13 protein-coding genes and 1 riboswitch are annotated in these 14,462 nt (G+C 72.2%); of the genes, 5 read left to right on the top strand and 8 right to left on the bottom strand.

The features are described 5' to 3' along the window. Positions 1 to 7: 7 nt before the first annotated feature. Positions 8 to 1,282 carry an iron-containing alcohol dehydrogenase gene (locus ACF1AL_RS08625; protein WP_366834817.1) on the bottom strand — a complete coding sequence of 425 codons (1,275 nt, stop codon included), beginning with the start codon at positions 1,280 to 1,282 and terminating at the stop codon, positions 8 to 10. Positions 1,283 to 1,520: 238 nt separating this feature from the next. On the opposite strand from ACF1AL_RS08625, the gene ACF1AL_RS08620 reads away from it, so the two are divergent. The 4 genes from ACF1AL_RS08620 to ACF1AL_RS08605 all read left to right on the top strand — a co-directional run bounded on the left by ACF1AL_RS08620 (position 1,521) and on the right by ACF1AL_RS08605 (position 5,529). Then, on the top strand, positions 1,521 to 2,762 hold the full coding sequence (locus ACF1AL_RS08620; RefSeq protein ID WP_384213112.1) for a GAF domain-containing protein: 1,242 nt from the start codon (positions 1,521 to 1,523) through the stop codon (positions 2,760 to 2,762). Between the two features lie 163 nt (positions 2,763 to 2,925). After that, entirely contained in the window at positions 2,926 to 4,443 is a 1,518-nt protein-coding gene (gene adh, locus ACF1AL_RS08615; protein ID WP_366834815.1) for an aldehyde dehydrogenase, read from the top strand. After that, positions 4,443 to 4,847 (top strand): DUF779 domain-containing protein, encoded by a 405-nt coding sequence (locus tag ACF1AL_RS08610; RefSeq protein WP_366834814.1) that lies wholly within the window; start codon positions 4,443 to 4,445, stop codon positions 4,845 to 4,847. Before adh ends, ACF1AL_RS08610 begins: the two co-directional genes overlap by 1 nt. A gap of 79 nt (positions 4,848 to 4,926) precedes the next feature. After that, complete coding sequence (locus ACF1AL_RS08605; RefSeq protein ID WP_366834813.1) at positions 4,927 to 5,529, top strand: TetR/AcrR family transcriptional regulator; 603 nt, start codon at positions 4,927 to 4,929, stop codon at positions 5,527 to 5,529. Positions 5,530 to 5,720: 191 nt separating this feature from the next. On the opposite strand, the gene ACF1AL_RS08600 is transcribed toward ACF1AL_RS08605, so the two are convergent. Beyond that, the gene (locus tag ACF1AL_RS08600; protein ID WP_366835056.1) at positions 5,721 to 6,506 is read right to left on the bottom strand and encodes an SGNH/GDSL hydrolase family protein; all 786 of its coding nucleotides are present in this window, start codon (positions 6,504 to 6,506) and stop codon (positions 5,721 to 5,723) included. 247 nt (positions 6,507 to 6,753) lie between these two features. After that, positions 6,754 to 7,656: a LysM peptidoglycan-binding domain-containing M23 family metallopeptidase gene (locus ACF1AL_RS08595; RefSeq protein WP_366834812.1), complete on the bottom strand. Its 903-nt coding sequence runs from the start codon at positions 7,654 to 7,656 to the stop codon at positions 6,754 to 6,756. Between the two features lie 5 nt (positions 7,657 to 7,661). After that, positions 7,662 to 7,823, bottom strand: a riboswitch (cyclic di-AMP (ydaO/yuaA leader). Positions 7,824 to 8,281: 458 nt separating this feature from the next. On the opposite strand from ACF1AL_RS08595, the gene ACF1AL_RS08590 reads away from it, so the two are divergent. Beyond that, positions 8,282 to 9,079 carry a tyrosine-protein phosphatase gene (locus ACF1AL_RS08590; RefSeq protein ID WP_391825632.1) on the top strand — a complete coding sequence of 266 codons (798 nt, stop codon included), beginning with the start codon at positions 8,282 to 8,284 and terminating at the stop codon, positions 9,077 to 9,079. 96 nt (positions 9,080 to 9,175) lie between these two features. On the opposite strand, the gene ACF1AL_RS08585 is transcribed toward ACF1AL_RS08590, so the two are convergent. The 5 genes from ACF1AL_RS08585 to ispG all read right to left on the bottom strand — a co-directional run bounded on the left by ACF1AL_RS08585 (position 9,176) and on the right by ispG (position 14,461). After that, positions 9,176 to 9,295: a DUF6126 family protein gene (locus ACF1AL_RS08585; protein ID WP_366834810.1), complete on the bottom strand. Its 120-nt coding sequence runs from the start codon at positions 9,293 to 9,295 to the stop codon at positions 9,176 to 9,178. Beyond that, complete coding sequence (locus ACF1AL_RS08580; protein WP_391825631.1) at positions 9,292 to 9,912, bottom strand: helix-turn-helix domain-containing protein; 621 nt, start codon at positions 9,910 to 9,912, stop codon at positions 9,292 to 9,294. Before ACF1AL_RS08580 ends, ACF1AL_RS08585 begins: the two co-directional genes overlap by 4 nt. Before the next feature lie 70 nt (positions 9,913 to 9,982). Beyond that, on the bottom strand, positions 9,983 to 11,368 hold the full coding sequence (locus tag ACF1AL_RS08575) for an aspartate aminotransferase family protein (RefSeq protein WP_366834808.1): 1,386 nt from the start codon (positions 11,366 to 11,368) through the stop codon (positions 9,983 to 9,985). Next, positions 11,365 to 13,266 (bottom strand): 1-deoxy-D-xylulose-5-phosphate synthase, encoded by a 1,902-nt coding sequence (gene dxs / locus ACF1AL_RS08570; protein WP_391695775.1) that lies wholly within the window; start codon positions 13,264 to 13,266, stop codon positions 11,365 to 11,367. The genes ACF1AL_RS08575 and dxs overlap by 4 nt, the downstream gene beginning before the upstream one ends. Positions 13,267 to 13,297: 31 nt before the next feature. After that, on the bottom strand, positions 13,298 to 14,461 hold the full coding sequence (gene ispG / locus ACF1AL_RS08565; RefSeq protein ID WP_391658261.1) for a flavodoxin-dependent (E)-4-hydroxy-3-methylbut-2-enyl-diphosphate synthase: 1,164 nt from the start codon (positions 14,459 to 14,461) through the stop codon (positions 13,298 to 13,300). Between the last annotated feature and the right edge of the window lies 1 nt (position 14,462).

Raw genomic sequence — 14,462 nt, 5'->3', positions numbered from 1 at the left:
GCGTGCCTCACAGCGCCTCGCGGAACAGGGTCTCGACGTCGTGGACGTCGACGCTGCGGGGGTTGGTGGCCATGCAGGCGTCCTTGAGCGTGGTGCGGGCGAGCAGCGGCACGTCGCTGTCGGCGACGCCGAGCGCGGCCAGGGACTTGGGCACGCCGACGTCGTCGGCGAGGGCGCGCACCAGGTCGGCCAGGCGCAGGGCGACCTCGTACGGCGGCACGCCCTCGGTGGGCAGGCCGGCGGCGGCGCCGAGCGCGGCGAACCGCTCCGGCCAGGCCTCGGCGTTGAAGCGGATCACATGCGGCAGCAGCACGCCGTTGACCACGCCGTGCGGGGCGTCGAGCAGGCCCCCGACCTGGTGGCTCATGGCGTGGGTGGCGCCGAGGATGGCGTTGGTGAACGCCATTCCGGCCTCCAGCGAGCCCTGGGCCATGGCGAGCCGGGCACCGAAGTCCATGGGCTGGACCTGGGTGCGCACCAGGTTGCCGGTGATCAGCCGCACGGCGTGCAGGGCGTGGGTGTCGGTGAGCGGGTTGTGGGCGCGCGAGACGTACGCCTCGACGGCGTGGGTGAGGGCGTCCAGGCCGGTGGCGGCGTTCAGCCACTGCGGCATGGTGGTCAGCAGCCGGGGGTCGATCACGGAGATGTCCGGGACGAGGGTGCGGCTGATGATGGTGATCTTGATGTGGGCGTCGGTGTCGGTGATCACGGCGAACTGCGACACGTCCGCGCCGGTGCCGGAGGTGGAGGGCACCATCACGGTCGGCGGGATCGGCCGGCCGACCCGGTCCACGCCCTCGTAGTCGAGGATGCGCCCGCCGTTGCCGGACAGGATCGCCACGCCCTTGGCCGCGTCGACGACGGACCCGCCGCCCACGCCGATGATCACGTCGCTGCCGCTGTCGGCGTACCGCGCGTGGCCGGCCTCCACCTCGTGGTCCTTCGGGTTAGGTGTGACGTCGTGCCACACCACGGGCCTGAGGCCCACCCGGCGCAGATGGCCGACGGCCTCCTCCACCCAGCCGGCCTCGATCAGCCCGGGGTCGGTGACCAGGAAGGGGCGGCGGGCGCCGAGCCGCACCGCGCAGTGCCCGAGCTCGGCCAGCGAGCCCGGCCCGAAGACGACCTCGGGGACGTGGAACTTGGCCAGCCGCACGCTCCCGCCGCCCGGCACGCCGTCCGCCGGCTGCGGCCCGGGCAGCTCGCACTGGCGTTCGTCGTGACTCCAGCGGGCGGCCGGATCACCACGGCCGGTCACCATGACGCCGGGCAGAAGCGACATGCGACCTCCTCCCGAATCCGTCCCTGGGGCGAGGTCCCCACCGGGTGCGCGACCTTGATTTCACCGACGTGTTGTCCGATAACTCTGTCGTCGGCCCCGAAGGCCAAGGTAGGCGGGCCGGGGCCGGGCGCACCACCCCTCCGACCGGGGTGGGTTTCCCTGTCCGACCGGACAGGTGCGCCACGCGCGGATCGGGTGGACAATGGGCGATTGTCCCCGAACGACGGCAGGGGAAGAGATGTCACAGCGCAGTGACCTCCGGCGGCGCAGGGCCACGCTGGAGGACGAGTGGACCCGGTGGGTGCCGCGGCTGAAGGAGGCCAGGCTCTCGCCCGGCGACGGGTCGTTGCGGCCCGAGGTCACCGAGTCGTGGGTGCGCTCGCTGAGCCACGTCGACCCGCACCGCGACAGCGCGCCGGGCCTGGAGGGCGACTCCGTGGCCCACCGCTGGGCCCGCTCCCCGCTGCGCCGCCCGGTCGCCGACCTGGCCGGCGAGCTGCACAGCATCGCCGACGACGCCGGGTTCGTCACCGCGGTCACGGACGAGTCCGGCACCATCCTGTGGACGTGCGGCGGACGCACCATGCGGCACCGCGCGGAGCGGGTCAACTTCGCGCCCGGCGGGCGCTGGGACGAGCCGGACATGGGCACCAACGCGCTCTCCCTGGCGCTGCGCACCGGCCGCCCCAGCACCGTCTTCTCCGCCGAGCACCTGGTGACCGCGCTGCACGGCTGGGTCTGTTACTGCGCCCCGCTGCGCGCCCCCGACGGCCGGGTGCTGGGCGTGCTGGACCTGTCGACGACCTGGGACCGCTCGCATCCGCTGGCGATGTCGACGGTGCGGTCGCTGGCCAGCGCCATCGAGACCCGGCTGGCCAGCGAGCTGCCCGCGCAGCGCCCCACCCTCGTGGAGACCTCCCCCGTCCGGCTGAGCTGCCTGGGCGTGGAGCGCGCCGAACGCGACGGCACACCGCTGCCGCTGCGCCCCCGCCAGCTGGAGATCCTCACCCTGCTCGCGCTGGAGCCCGACGGCTTCACCTCCGAGCGGCTGCGCGACGCGCTGTACGGGGACCGGCCGGTGACCGCGTCCACCTTCAAGGCCGAGGTCTCCCATCTGCGCCGGGCCCTCGGCGGCGGGATCGCCGCGCGGCGCTACGCCCTGACGGTGCCCGTCGTGTGCGACGCCGTGGAGGTGCTGCGCGCCCTGGAGCGCGGCGACACCACGACCGCGCTGCAGCACTACCGGGGGCCGCTGCTGCCCCGCTCGGAGGCGCCGGGCATCCTGCGCTGGCGGGACCATCTGGAGGTCGCCGTGCGCGAGGCGGTCCTCGCCAGCAACGGCCCCGAGCACGCCCTGCGCTACGGCGAGTGCGCCCCGTACGACACGGAGGTGCACGAGCACGCCTGGCGCCTGCTCCCCCCGGACGACCTGCGCCGCGCCATCGCCGCGGGCCGCCTGAGCGCGGCACTGCGGGACTGACCCGGCACCGGTTCGCCCGCTCGGGAGCGGGGTGCCGTGCGGGGTCCGGCGGGCGCGGGAGGTGCGCCAACCTCCCGCCAACCTCGCGGGGTCACAGTGAGGCGCGTCACGGTGGCAGGGGCCGCCGTGGCACCGCACTCACCATCCGCCGAGGAGAGCCGCCATGGTGTACGCACAGCCCGGAGCCGAGGGCAGCATCGTCCAGTTCGCCCGCCGTTACGACAACTTCATCGGCGGCGACTGGGTCGCCCCCGTCGAGGGCCAGTACTTCGAGAACCTGTCGCCCGTGACCGGCAAGAGCTTCTGCGAGGTGGCCCGCTCCACCGCCGCGGACATCGACCTCGCCCTCGACGCCGCGCACGCCGCCGCGCCGAAGTGGGGCCGTACCTCCGCCGCCGAGCGCGCCGCGGTGCTCAACCGGATCGCGGACCGCATGGAGGCGAACCTGGAGAAGATCGCCGTCGCGGAGACCTGGGAGAACGGCAAGCCGGTGCGCGAGACGCTGGCCGCCGACATCCCCCTCGCGATCGACCACTTCCGCTACTTCGCGGGCGTGGTGCGCGGCCAGGAGGGCAGCATCGCGGAGATCGACGACGACACGGTCGCCTACCACTTCCACGAGCCGCTGGGCGTGGTCGGCCAGATCATCCCGTGGAACTTCCCCATCCTGATGGCCGCGTGGAAGCTCGCCCCCGCCCTCGCCGCCGGCAACTGCGTGGTCATCAAGCCGGCCGAGCAGACCCCGGCCAGCCTGCTGTACGTCATCGACCTGATCGCCGACCTGCTGCCGCCCGGTGTGCTCAACGTGGTCAACGGCTTCGGCGTGGAGGCGGGCAAGCCGCTCGCGTCCAGCTCGCGCATCGCCAAGATCGCCTTCACCGGCGAGACCACGACCGGCCGGCTGATCATGCAGTACGCGAGCGAGAACATCATCCCGGTCACCCTGGAGCTGGGCGGCAAGAGCCCGAACATCTTCCTGCCGGACGTGACGGCCGCCGACGACGACTTCCTGGACAAGGCGGTCGAGGGCTTCGTGATGTTCGCCCTCAACCAGGGCGAGGTGTGCACCTGCCCGTCCCGCGCCCTGATCCACTCCTCGATCTACGACGAGTTCATGGCCCGGTGCGTGGAGCGCACCAAGGCCATCGTCAGCGGCGACCCGCTGGACCCGGCGACCATGATCGGCGCGCAGGCCAGCAACGACCAGTACGAGAAGATCCTGTCGTACATCGACATCGGCAAGAAGGAGGGCGCCGAGCTGCTGACCGGCGGCGCGCCGCGCTCGGTGGCCGGCCTGGAGGGCGGCTACTACATCGAGCCGACGATCTTCCGCGGCACCAACGACATGCGGATCTTCCAGGAGGAGATCTTCGGCCCGGTGGTGTCGGTGACGACGTACGACTCGGTCGAGGAGGCCCTGAAGATCGCCAACGACACGCTGTACGGCCTCGGCGCCGGCGTGTGGACCCGGGACGGCAACACCGCCTACCGGATGGGCCGGGAGATCAAGGCCGGGCGTGTGTGGACGAACTGCTACCACGCCTACCCGGCGCACGCGGCGTTCGGCGGCTACAAGAAGTCCGGCATCGGCCGTGAGACCCACAAGATGATGCTCGACCACTACCAGCAGACGAAGAACCTGCTGGTGAGCTACTCGGCGAAGAAGCTCGGGTTCTTCTGATGGGCGAGCGGGTGACCCGGGTGGAGCTGACGGAGGAGGCCGAGGATCTCCTCGCCAAGCTGACGGCCCGTCACGGACCGGTGATGTTCCACCAGTCCGGCGGCTGCTGCGACGGCAGCGCGCCCATGTGCTACCCGCGCGGCGAGTTCCGGGTCGGCGGCTCGGACGTCCTGCTCGGCCATGTCGCCGGGGACGTCCCGTTCTGGATGAGCGCCGACCAGTACGCCTACTGGCGGCACACCCACCTCACCGTCGACGTGGTCCCCGGCCGGGGCAGCGGCTTCTCCCTGGAAGCCCCCGAGGGCGTCCGGTTCCTGCTGCGCTCCCGGGTGCTGACCGACGAGGAGTGGGCCCGGGTGGCGGCCGAGCCGCCGCTGCCGACGGGGGCCGAGACCCAGGGCTGATCCCGGGCCGGGCGCCGGGACGTGGGGCCGGACACGTGGGCTGTGTCCGGCCCCGCGCGCTGCACTAGGGTGAATCGCCGTGGCGAGAGTGCGGTTGAGCGTGGCGGAGCGGCAGGGCGAGATCCTGCGCGCCGCCGTGGAGCAGATCGAGGAGCGGGGCGTGGCGGCGGTGCGGATCGCCGACGTCGCCCAGGCTCTCGGGGTGAGCAACGCGCTGGTGCTGTACCACTTCTCCACCAAGGAGAAGCTGGTCGCCGCGGCCTTCGCGTACGCCGCCGAGGCCGACCTCGCCCGGCTGCGCGAGCTGCTCGGCCGCCGCACCAGCGCGCTGCGCCGGCTGCGCGCGGCGGTGCGCTGGTACGCGCCGACCGGGCAGGCCAAGGGCTGGCGGCTGTGGATCGAGGGCTGGTCGGCGGCGCTGCGCGAGCCCGCGCTGCGGGAGGTCACGCGCGACCTGGACCGGCAGTGGAAGGCGGCGCTCGCCGAGGTCGTCGCGGACGGCGTGGCCGCGGGCGAGTTCACCTGCCCCGACCCGGCCGCCACCGCGCTGCGGCTGACGGCCCTGCTCGACGGGCTCGCCGTCCAGCTCACCGCCTACGGCGGCACGGTCCCCCGCACCCGCGCCCAGCAATGGGTCGACGAGGCCCTGACCCACGAACTGGGCCTCACCGGAAAGCCCTGACGACCCCACCGAAGTAACCACGGGGGCGACCCCGGACCCCGAACGCGGGCCCCGCCGAGCGCCGCGGCGTTCGTTCGCGGGTGGTCCCGGCCGCTCCGGGGCGACGGGACGTGGGGAAGCGAGGACACCGGTGGCCCGCCCCGCCCCGGGCGGGGCGGGCCACCGGTGTCCTCGGCGGGTGGGCGGGCCGGTCAGGCCACCGCTGCGATGCGCAGCTTGATGTCGTCCGGGGAGAGCGTGCCCTTCGCGGTCACGTGGTCGCCGGAGGACTCGCCGCGCAGCCGGCGGCCGATCCACGGCACCAGGTACTCGCGGGCCCAGTGCACGTCGTCGCGCCGGACCTCCAGCGTGCCGCGCGGCGGCAGCGGCGGCCAGGGCTGCTCCGGATCGGCCGGGACCTTCAGGCCGAGCACCTGGCCGGCCCGCAGCGCCACGCGCGTGTGGCCCTCCGGCGACAGGTGCAGCCGGTCGTGGTCCCAGGCGCGGCGGTCCTGGACGGACTTCAGCGACCACAGGTCGAGCACCGGGCAGCCGTAGCGGTCGGCGACGGCCCGCACATGCCCGTTGTAGGTCGCGATCTTGCCGCGCAGATGCTTGAGCAGCGGCACGCCCCGCGTGTCGAAGCCCGTCGTCACCATGACCGTGCCGGCCACCGCGGTGAGCTGCGCGACCGCCTTCTCGAACCGCTCGGCGACCTCGTCGGGATCGGTGCCGGGCCGGATGATGTCGTTGCCGCCCGCGCAGAACGACACCAGATCGGGGGCGAGTTCGACGGCCCTCGGCACCTGGTCGGCCACGATCTGGTCGAGGAGTTTGCCGCGTACCGCGAGGTTCGTGTACGTGAAGTCGCCTTCGGGCCGCCGGTCGGCGAGGAGTACGGCGAACCGGTCGGCCCAGCCGACGAACTGCCCGTCGGGGCCGGGGTCGCCCACGCCCTCGGTGAAGCTGTCCCCCACCGCCACGTACGACCCGATCACTGCTCTGCTGTCACTCTTCGAATCGTCTGCCACAGCAGTCCATGATTCACCTTCGAATGTGACCTACGCGACCGTAGGAAGGGGTTGACGGGCGGTGAGATAAGCCACTCCTAAAGGGTTGGCCAAGCAGGGAATAGACCCGGGCGGCAGGCGGCCCGGGACCGCGCACCACGTCGAAGGCCGGGCCCCTGGCGGGGGCCCGGCCTTCGACGGCGTGTCAGGTGGGGTGCCGCGACGCGGCGCGGGGTCAGCCGACGGCCACGCCGTGCGCGCGCAGGTAGGCGACCGGGTCCACGTCGGAGCCGTAGTCCGGCGTGGTGCGGATCTCGAAGTGCAGGTGCGGGCCGGTCACGTTGCCGGTCGCGCCGGACAGGCCGAGCTGCTGGCCCGCGGTCACGCTCTGCCCGGCGGAGACGGACAGCTGCGACAGGTGGGCGTACTGGGCGTAGTAGCCGTCGTTCAGCTTGATGACGACCTGGTTGCCGTAGGCGCCGCCCCAGCCGGCGGAGACGACGGTGCCCGCGCCGACGGCCTTGACGGGGGTGCCGGTCGGGACGACGAAGTCGACGCCGGTGTGGTAGCCGCTGGACCACATGCTGCCGGCGGTGTGGTAGGCGGTGCCGATGGTGGCACCGGAGACCGGCAGGGTGAAGCCGTTGGCGGCGGTCGCGGGCTTGGCGGCCTCGGCGGGCTTCGCGGCCTCGGCGGGCTTGGCGGAGGACTTCCGCGCGGGCGCCTCGCTCTTGTGCGTCGGGGCGGCCTTGTGCGCGGTGGCGGCCTTCTTGCCGAGGGACAGCTTCAGACCGGGGTGGATGAGCGACGGGTCGCTGCCGACGGCCTCGCGGTTGTCCTCGTACAGCTTCTTCCAGCCGCCGGCGACGTGCTGCTCGTCGGCGATCTTGGACAGGTAGTCGCCGGCCTTCACGGTGTAGACGCGCGCACCGGACTGCGCGGCCTTCTGGGCGGTGGACGGCAGCGTCCGGACGGCCTTGTCCGTCACCGACTGGGCGGCGGCCTGCGGCGTCGCGGCGTGGGCGCCGGCGGCGCTCACGAGCGGCAGCGCGAGCGCGGCGCCACCGGTGCCGGCGACGGCGAGAGTACGGGCGAGACGCTGGGCCTTCGGACGGCGGTGCTTACCCTTCGCGGGCATGGCGCAATTCCTCTCCGGCGCCTGCGAGGTGAGCTGTCGGGTTCGGGCGGGAGATGCCCGGCCGCGCTGGGCGCGGCTTCACCCCAAAGCCGTTCCGGGAACCGGAACAGGCGTCGTACCTGTGGGTCCCCCGCTCCTGCCGTACGTCGGGTGGGTGGGTGCGGTGCGCCGGACGGCGGCAGGATTCGGCGTCCGTCCGGATTCGGTGGGGAACGTAAGCGAGCAGGACGCACGGGGACAAGCAGAAGGTTGCGCCGACGGGCGTTTTCTGTGATCGACTTTCCGTTTCCGCCGTCACGCTATGTGCATTCCGTGCCCGGCGTTTTCACCAATTCCCCAGGAAATCCGTCCTGATTACGTGAACATGACGTACGACGGACGGTCACGGTTATGACGCTCCTCACGCGGCGGTTTCCCAGCAGCCTTTATTACCTGGCGAGTTGGAAGGAAGGCTGCAATTCGGACAGAAAGCCCAGATGCGGCACGGGCGGATATCCGTCCCATTCGCCCACCGCCGCCGGGGACGCCGGGACAACCGGTTGCCCCGGGAATCCATGTCGTATCGTCGAGGGGCACCCGTCGGCCACCGAGCCGCGCCGGCGGGGCCGAGCGGGAGGAGCCCTTCGTGACGCAGCAGGTGCCGTCGACCGAACCCGAGCTGGCCGGAGTGCGCAACTTCCGCGACGTGGGCGGACTGCCCACCACCGACGGGCGGCGCGTGCGGCACGGAGTGCTGTTCCGCAGCGGTCACCTCGCGCACGCCACGCAGGAGGACGCGGCCTACCTCTCCTCCCTGGGACTGCACACGATCTTCGACTTCCGCAACGCCGCCGACCAGAAGCTGGAGGGCCCGGACGTCGAGCTGCCGGGCGTGCGCAACGTCAACCTGCCGCTGTCCGACCCGGCGGACGGCGCCGAGTTCTGGAAGATGGTGCGCGACGGCGACCTCGACCAGCTGCGCGGCATCCTCGCCGACGGCAAGGGCGCGCACCGGATGATCGCCTCCTACCGCACGATCATCAAGGAGCGCACCGGCGAGCACTCCCGGGTGCTGCACGCGCTCGCCGAGGACAACGTCCCGGCGCTGATGCACTGCGCCGCCGGCAAGGACCGTGCGGGGTTGTCGATAGCGGTCACCCTGCTCGCGCTGGGCGTGGAGCGGGACGCGATCGTCGAGGACTACCTGAAGTCCAACGAGAAGCACCGCCGCTACAAGGTGCGCCGCAGCGGCTCGGCGGAGTCGGCGTACACGCCCGAGGTGATGGAGCTGCTCAGCCCCCTCTTCGACGCGCGGGCCGAGTACCTCACCGCGGCCATGGAGACCATCGAGGAGACCTGGGGCGGCGTCGACGCCTACCTGGAGCAGGGACTGAAGCTCACCCCCGCGACGCGGGAGCGGCTGCGGGCGCGGCTGCTCGACTGAGCCGCGGCGCCACGCCGGGGGCCGGCGCCCGGGGATCCTTCGACCATGGGGGGCCTTCGACCCGGGGGACTCCTTCGGCTCGGGCGACCCGGGGGGCTACTTCGCGCCCACCTCGAACAGCAGCCAGATGAAGCCGGCCAGGACGTGTCCGACGGCGATGTAGATGATGAGCCGGATCCACAGGGTCCGGGGGAACTTCTCCTCGAGGTTGCTCATCGTGCCTCTCCGGGGTGGGCGGGCCCCAGGCACAGCGTGGCCGTGGGGCTCTGCAGCAGGGTGTGGACGAACAGGAGCTCCAGCCCGCCCGGGTCCTCGGCGGCGATCCGGTGCGGGGTGAGCGAGTCGAAGTGCGCGCTGTCCCCCGGGCCGAGCCGGTGGGTGGTGTCCCCGAGCCGGAGCCTGAGGCGGCCGTCCAGGACGTACAGCCACTCCTCGCCGGGGTGCACGCGCACGATGTCGCCCTGCGCCCCGTAGGGCACCCGCACCCGCAGGGCCTGCATACCGCGGCCGGGCGCTCCGGCCTGCCGGTACGTCCAGCCGCCGGCGGCCGTCGGCTCCATGTCCGCCCCGCGCACCACGGCGTCCCGCTCGGCGACGCTCTCGCCGAGCAGCTCCGAGACGGTCGTACTGTAGATACGGGCGAGCGCGAGCAGCATCGGCAGCGAGGGCTGGCGCTGCCCGGTCTCCAGCCGGGACAGATGGGCCGCGGACAGTCCGGCGGCGCGGGCGGCGGCCTCCAGGGTGAGGCCGGCGCGGCGGCGCAGGGCCCGCAGCTGCGGGGCCACGGCGGGCAGGTCACCGGCCGTTTCCGCCGGAAACTCGGAGGAGTTCATGCCTCCATTGAGCCGCAGTCTTGCCTCTGCGGCAAATTTCTTGCCCCAGAGGCAAAACCCGCGGGCCGCGTCAGCGGTTGGCCACCGCCTGCTTGATCAGCGTCTTGCCGAAGTCCCACACCAGTCCGCCGCCGCTGTGCGCGTCGTCCATCACGGCGGCGAAGGCCTCGACGAAGCGGTCCACGTCCGCCTCGTCGATGATCAGCGGCGGGATCAGTTTGATCACCTCCAGGTGGTCACCGGAGACCTGGGTGAGGATCCGGTGCCGCTGGAGCAGCGGGACGACGACCATCTGCGCGAACAGTCCCTTGCGGGCCGCCTGCAGCATGGCCCAGCGGCTGCGCAGCTTCAGCGACTGCGGCCGGCCGAACTCGATGCCGATCATCAGGCCCCGGCCGCGCACGTCGGCGAGCAGCTCGTAGGTGTCGGTCAGCGCGGCCAGCCGGGACTTCAGCAGCTCCCCCGTCCGCCGCACCCCGGCGACGATCTGCTCCTGCTCCATGACCGACAGGACCGCGAGGCCGCACGCCATCGCCTGGGCGTTGGAGCCGAAGCTCGCGGAGTGGACCAGGACGCGGTCCATGGACGAGTAGACCTTCTTGAAGATCCACTCCTTGCCCAGGGTGGCGCCCACCGGCACATAGCCGCCGGAGAGCGCCTTGGCCACGCACACCAGGTCCGGTTCGACGCCGTCCTCGTGCTGGTAGGCGTAGAAGTCGCCGGTGCGGCCGAGGCCGGTCTGCACCTCGTCGGCGATGAGCAGCGCCTTGTGCCGGTGCAGCAGCTCCTGCGCGGCGCGCAGATAGCCGGGCGGGGCCTCGTGCACGCCCTTGCCCTGGATCGGCTCGACGATCAGCGCGGCGACGTCGCCTTTCTTCAGCTCCCGGGCGAGCGCGTCGAGGTCGCCGAGGGGGACCGCCGTGTCGGGCAGCAGCGGCGCGAAGCCGTCCCGGAAGCCGGACTCGCCGTTGACCGACAGCGAGCCCGTGGTCAGCCCGTGGAAGGCGTGGTCGCAGTACAGGACGCGCGGCCTGCCGGTGGCGTACCGGGCGAACTTCAGGGCCGTCTCGACGGCCTCGGTGCCGCTGTTGCCGAAGAACACCCGGTCCAGGTGCGGGCTGTGCGCGAGGAGCCGTTCGGCGAGCAGGCCGGGCAGCGGCTGGCAGTCGAACCGGGTGAGGTCGGCCAGGTCGAGGTCCAGGACGTCGTGCAGCGCCTTGCGGACGACCGGGTGGTGGCGGCCGAGGCCCATCACCCCGAACCCGGCGAGCATGTCCAGGTAGTCGTTGCCGTCGGCGTCGTAGAAGTGGGCGCCCTCGGCCCGCTCGTAGACCTTGTCGAAGCCGATGGTGTGCAGCATGCGCGGGAGCTGCGGATTGAGGTGTCGTGCGTGCAGCTCGTAGCGTTCCCCGCCCCGCTCGGCGAGCAGCGCGCCGAGGTCGAACTCGGTGGTCATTCACTCTCCTTGACTGTGCCGTCGAGGTCCCTGACGGCCAGGCTCGCGCCGATCCGGCCGGCCACCTCGACGGGCGTGAGGCCGATGTCGGCCAGCACCTCCCCGCGCTTGGCGTGGGCGAGGAACTGCTCCGGAATGCCGAAGCGCCGCACCGGCACGTCCACGTCGGCGTCACCGAGAGCGAGGGCGACCGCGCTGCCGACGCCCGCGGCGCGGCTGTTGTCCTCGACGACGGCGACCAGCCGGTGTTCGGCCGCGAGGCCCGGCAGGGCGGGGTCGACCGGCTTGACCCAGCGCGGGTCGACGACCGTGCAGCCGATGCCGCGCGCCTGCAGCAGCTCGGCGGCCTGCAGGCACACCGGGGCCATCACGCCGACGGCGACCAGCAGCACCTGCGGCTGTCCCGGCGAGCGGTGCAGCACGTCCAGGCCGCCCACGTGGTCGACCGCCGGGATCGACGGGCCGACGGACTCCTTCGGGAAGCGCACCAGGGTCGGCGCGTCGTCCACGGCGACGGCCTCGCGCAGCTGGGCGCGCAGCTGGTCGGCGTCGCGCGGGGCGGCGATCCTGAGGCCGGGCACGACCTGGAGGACGGACATGTCCCACATGCCGTTGTGGGAGGGCCCGTCGGCGCCGGTGACGCCGGCCCGGTCGAGGACGAAGGTGACCCCGCAGCGGTGCAGCGCGACGTCCATCAGCAGCTGGTCGAAGGCGCGGTTGAGGAAGGTGGCGTAGACGGCGACGACGGGGTGCAGCCCGCCGGTGGCCAGGCCCGCGGCGGAGACGGCCGCGTGCTGTTCGGCGATGCCCACGTCCCAGACCCGGTCCGGGAACCGCTCGGCGAACTTGCCGAGCCCGACCGGGTGCAGCATGGCGGCGGTGATGGCGACGACGTCGTCCCGTTCCTCGCCGATCCGCACGATCTCGTCGCCGAACACCGACGTCCACGAGGGCCCCTCGGACGGGGTGAGCGGCGCGCAGGTGAGCGGGTCGATGACGCCGACGGTGTGGAAGTGGTCCTCCTCGTGGTTCAGGGCGGGTTCGTAGCCGCGGCCCTTCTCCGTGAGGCAGTGCACCAGCACCGGGCCGTGGAACCGCTTGGCGCGCCGCAGCGCCGACTCGACGGCCCGCACGTCGTGGCCGTCGATGGGGCCGACGTACTTCAGGCCGAGGTCCTCGAACATGCCCTGCGGCGCGAAGGCGTCCTTGAAGCCCTTCTTGGCGCCGTGCAGGGACTCGTAGACGGTGGCGCCCACCACGGGCGTGCGCAGCAGGACGTCCTTGCCCCAGGCGAGGACCTTCTCGTAGGAGTCGGTGGTGCGCAGGGTCGCCAGGTGGTTGGCGAGGCCGCCGATGGTGGGCGCGTAGGAGCGCTCGTTGTCGTTGACGACGATGATCAGCGGCCGGTCCTTGGCCGCCGCGATGTTGTTCAGCGCCTCCCAGGCCATGCCGCCGGTCAGCGCGCCGTCGCCGATCACCGCGACGACGTGGCCTTTCTCCCCCTGCACCTGGCGGGCCTTGGCGAGGCCGTCGGCCCAGCCGAGCGCGGTGGAGGCGTGGCTGTTCTCGATGACGTCGTGCTCGGACTCCTCGCGTGAGGGGTATCCGGACAGGCCGCCCTTGCCGCGCAGTTTGGAGAAGTCCTGGCGTCCGGTGAGCAGTTTGTGGACGTAGGACTGGTGGCCGGTGTCCCACAGGATGCGGTCGACCGGGGACTCGAAGACCCGGTGCAGGGCGATGGTCAGTTCCACCACGCCCAGATTGGGCCCGAGATGGCCGCCGGTCCTGGTGACCGCCTGCACCAGGAACTCGCGTATCTCCTCGGACAGTTCCCGCAGTTCCGTCTCGGACAGCGCCTTCAGGTCGCGTGGTTGCCGGATGGTCTCCAGAATCGTCACGCTCGGGCCCCCTCTCGGTCCGTGCCGTACGTCAGCTCACCGTCACTGCCGGTTTCCCCGTGGCGGGTCCGGAGCCCTCCCGCTCCAGTTGCTCGGCGATCCTCGTCGCCTCCTCGATCAGGGTCTCGACGATCTTCGACTCGGGTACGGTCCTGACGACCTCGCCCTTGACGAAGATCTGCCCCTTGCCGTTGCCGGAGGCGACGCCCAGGTCCGCCTCGCGGGCCTCGCCGGGGCCGTTGACGACGCAGCCCATGACGGCCACCCGCAGGGGCACTTCCATGCCCTCCAGGCCCGCCGTGACCTCCTCGGCGAGCTTGTAGACGTCGACCTGGGCGCGGCCGCAGGACGGACACGAGACGATCTCCAGCCGGCGTTCCTTCAGCCCCAGGGACTGCAGGATCTGGATGCCGACCTTGACCTCCTCGGCGGGCGGCGCGGACAGCGACACCCGGATGGTGTCGCCGATGCCCTGCGAGAGCAGCGCGCCGAACGCCACGGCCGACTTGATCGTGCCCTGGAACGCCGGTCCGGCCTCCGTGACGCCCAGGTGCAGCGGGTAGTCGCACTGGGCGGCGAGCTGGCGGTAGGCCTCGATCATGACGACCGGGTCGTTGTGCTTGACGGAGATCTTGATGTCGCGGAAGCCGTGCTCCTCGAAGAGGGACGCCTCCCACAGCGCGGACTCGACCAGCGCCTCGGGGGTGGCCTTGCCGTACTTCTGCAGCAGGCGCCGGTCGAGCGAGCCCGCGTTGACGCCGATGCGGATCGGGGTGCCGTGGTCCTTCGCGGCGCGCGCGATCTCCTTGACCTGGTCGTCGAACTTCTTGATGTTGCCCGGGTTGACGCGCACCGCCGCGCACCCGGCCTCGATCGCGGCGAAGACGTACTTCGGCTGGAAGTGGATGTCCGCGATCACCGGGATCTGCGACTTGCGCGCGATGGTCGCCAGCGCGTCGGCGTCGTCCTGGGTGGGGCAGGCGACCCGCACGATCTGGCAGCCGGACGCGGTGAGTTCGGCGATCTGCTGGAGCGTGGCGCCGATGTCGGAGGTCCGGGTCGTCGTCATGGACTGCACCGACACCGGGGCGCCACCCCCGACCGGCACCGGGCCGACGTGGATCTGCCGCGAGGCACGCCGCGCGGCGACCGGCCGGGCCGGCACCTCGGGGACGCCCAGGGAAACGGCGGTCATG

It is taken from the genome of Streptomyces sp. NPDC014801 (assembly GCF_043082085.1).
Classification (GTDB): domain Bacteria; phylum Actinomycetota; class Actinomycetes; order Streptomycetales; family Streptomycetaceae; genus Streptomyces.
This window is presented reverse-complemented; position numbering and strand designations above follow the sequence as displayed.

What these genes read in the sequence shown, in the direction of transcription:
- ACF1AL_RS08580 (WP_391825631.1), bottom strand. Translation starts at nt 9,912, where the DNA reads ATGAACTCCTCCGAGTTTCCGGCGGAAACGGCCGGTGACCTGCCCGCC.
- ACF1AL_RS08575 (WP_366834808.1), bottom strand. Translation starts at nt 11,368, where the DNA reads ATGACCACCGAGTTCGACCTCGGCGCGCTGCTCGCCGAGCGGGGCGGG.
- ACF1AL_RS08625 (WP_366834817.1), bottom strand. Translation starts at nt 1,282, where the DNA reads ATGTCGCTTCTGCCCGGCGTCATGGTGACCGGCCGTGGTGATCCGGCC.
- adh (WP_366834815.1), top strand. Translation starts at nt 2,926, where the DNA reads ATGGTGTACGCACAGCCCGGAGCCGAGGGCAGCATCGTCCAGTTCGCC.
- ispG (WP_391658261.1), bottom strand. Translation starts at nt 14,461, where the DNA reads ATGACCGCCGTTTCCCTGGGCGTCCCCGAGGTGCCGGCCCGGCCGGTC.
- ACF1AL_RS08610 (WP_366834814.1), top strand. Translation starts at nt 4,443, where the DNA reads ATGGGCGAGCGGGTGACCCGGGTGGAGCTGACGGAGGAGGCCGAGGAT.
- ACF1AL_RS08620 (WP_384213112.1), top strand. Translation starts at nt 1,521, where the DNA reads ATGTCACAGCGCAGTGACCTCCGGCGGCGCAGGGCCACGCTGGAGGAC.
- ACF1AL_RS08585 (WP_366834810.1), bottom strand. Translation starts at nt 9,295, where the DNA reads ATGAGCAACCTCGAGGAGAAGTTCCCCCGGACCCTGTGGATCCGGCTC.
- ACF1AL_RS08595 (WP_366834812.1), bottom strand. Translation starts at nt 7,656, where the DNA reads ATGCCCGCGAAGGGTAAGCACCGCCGTCCGAAGGCCCAGCGTCTCGCC.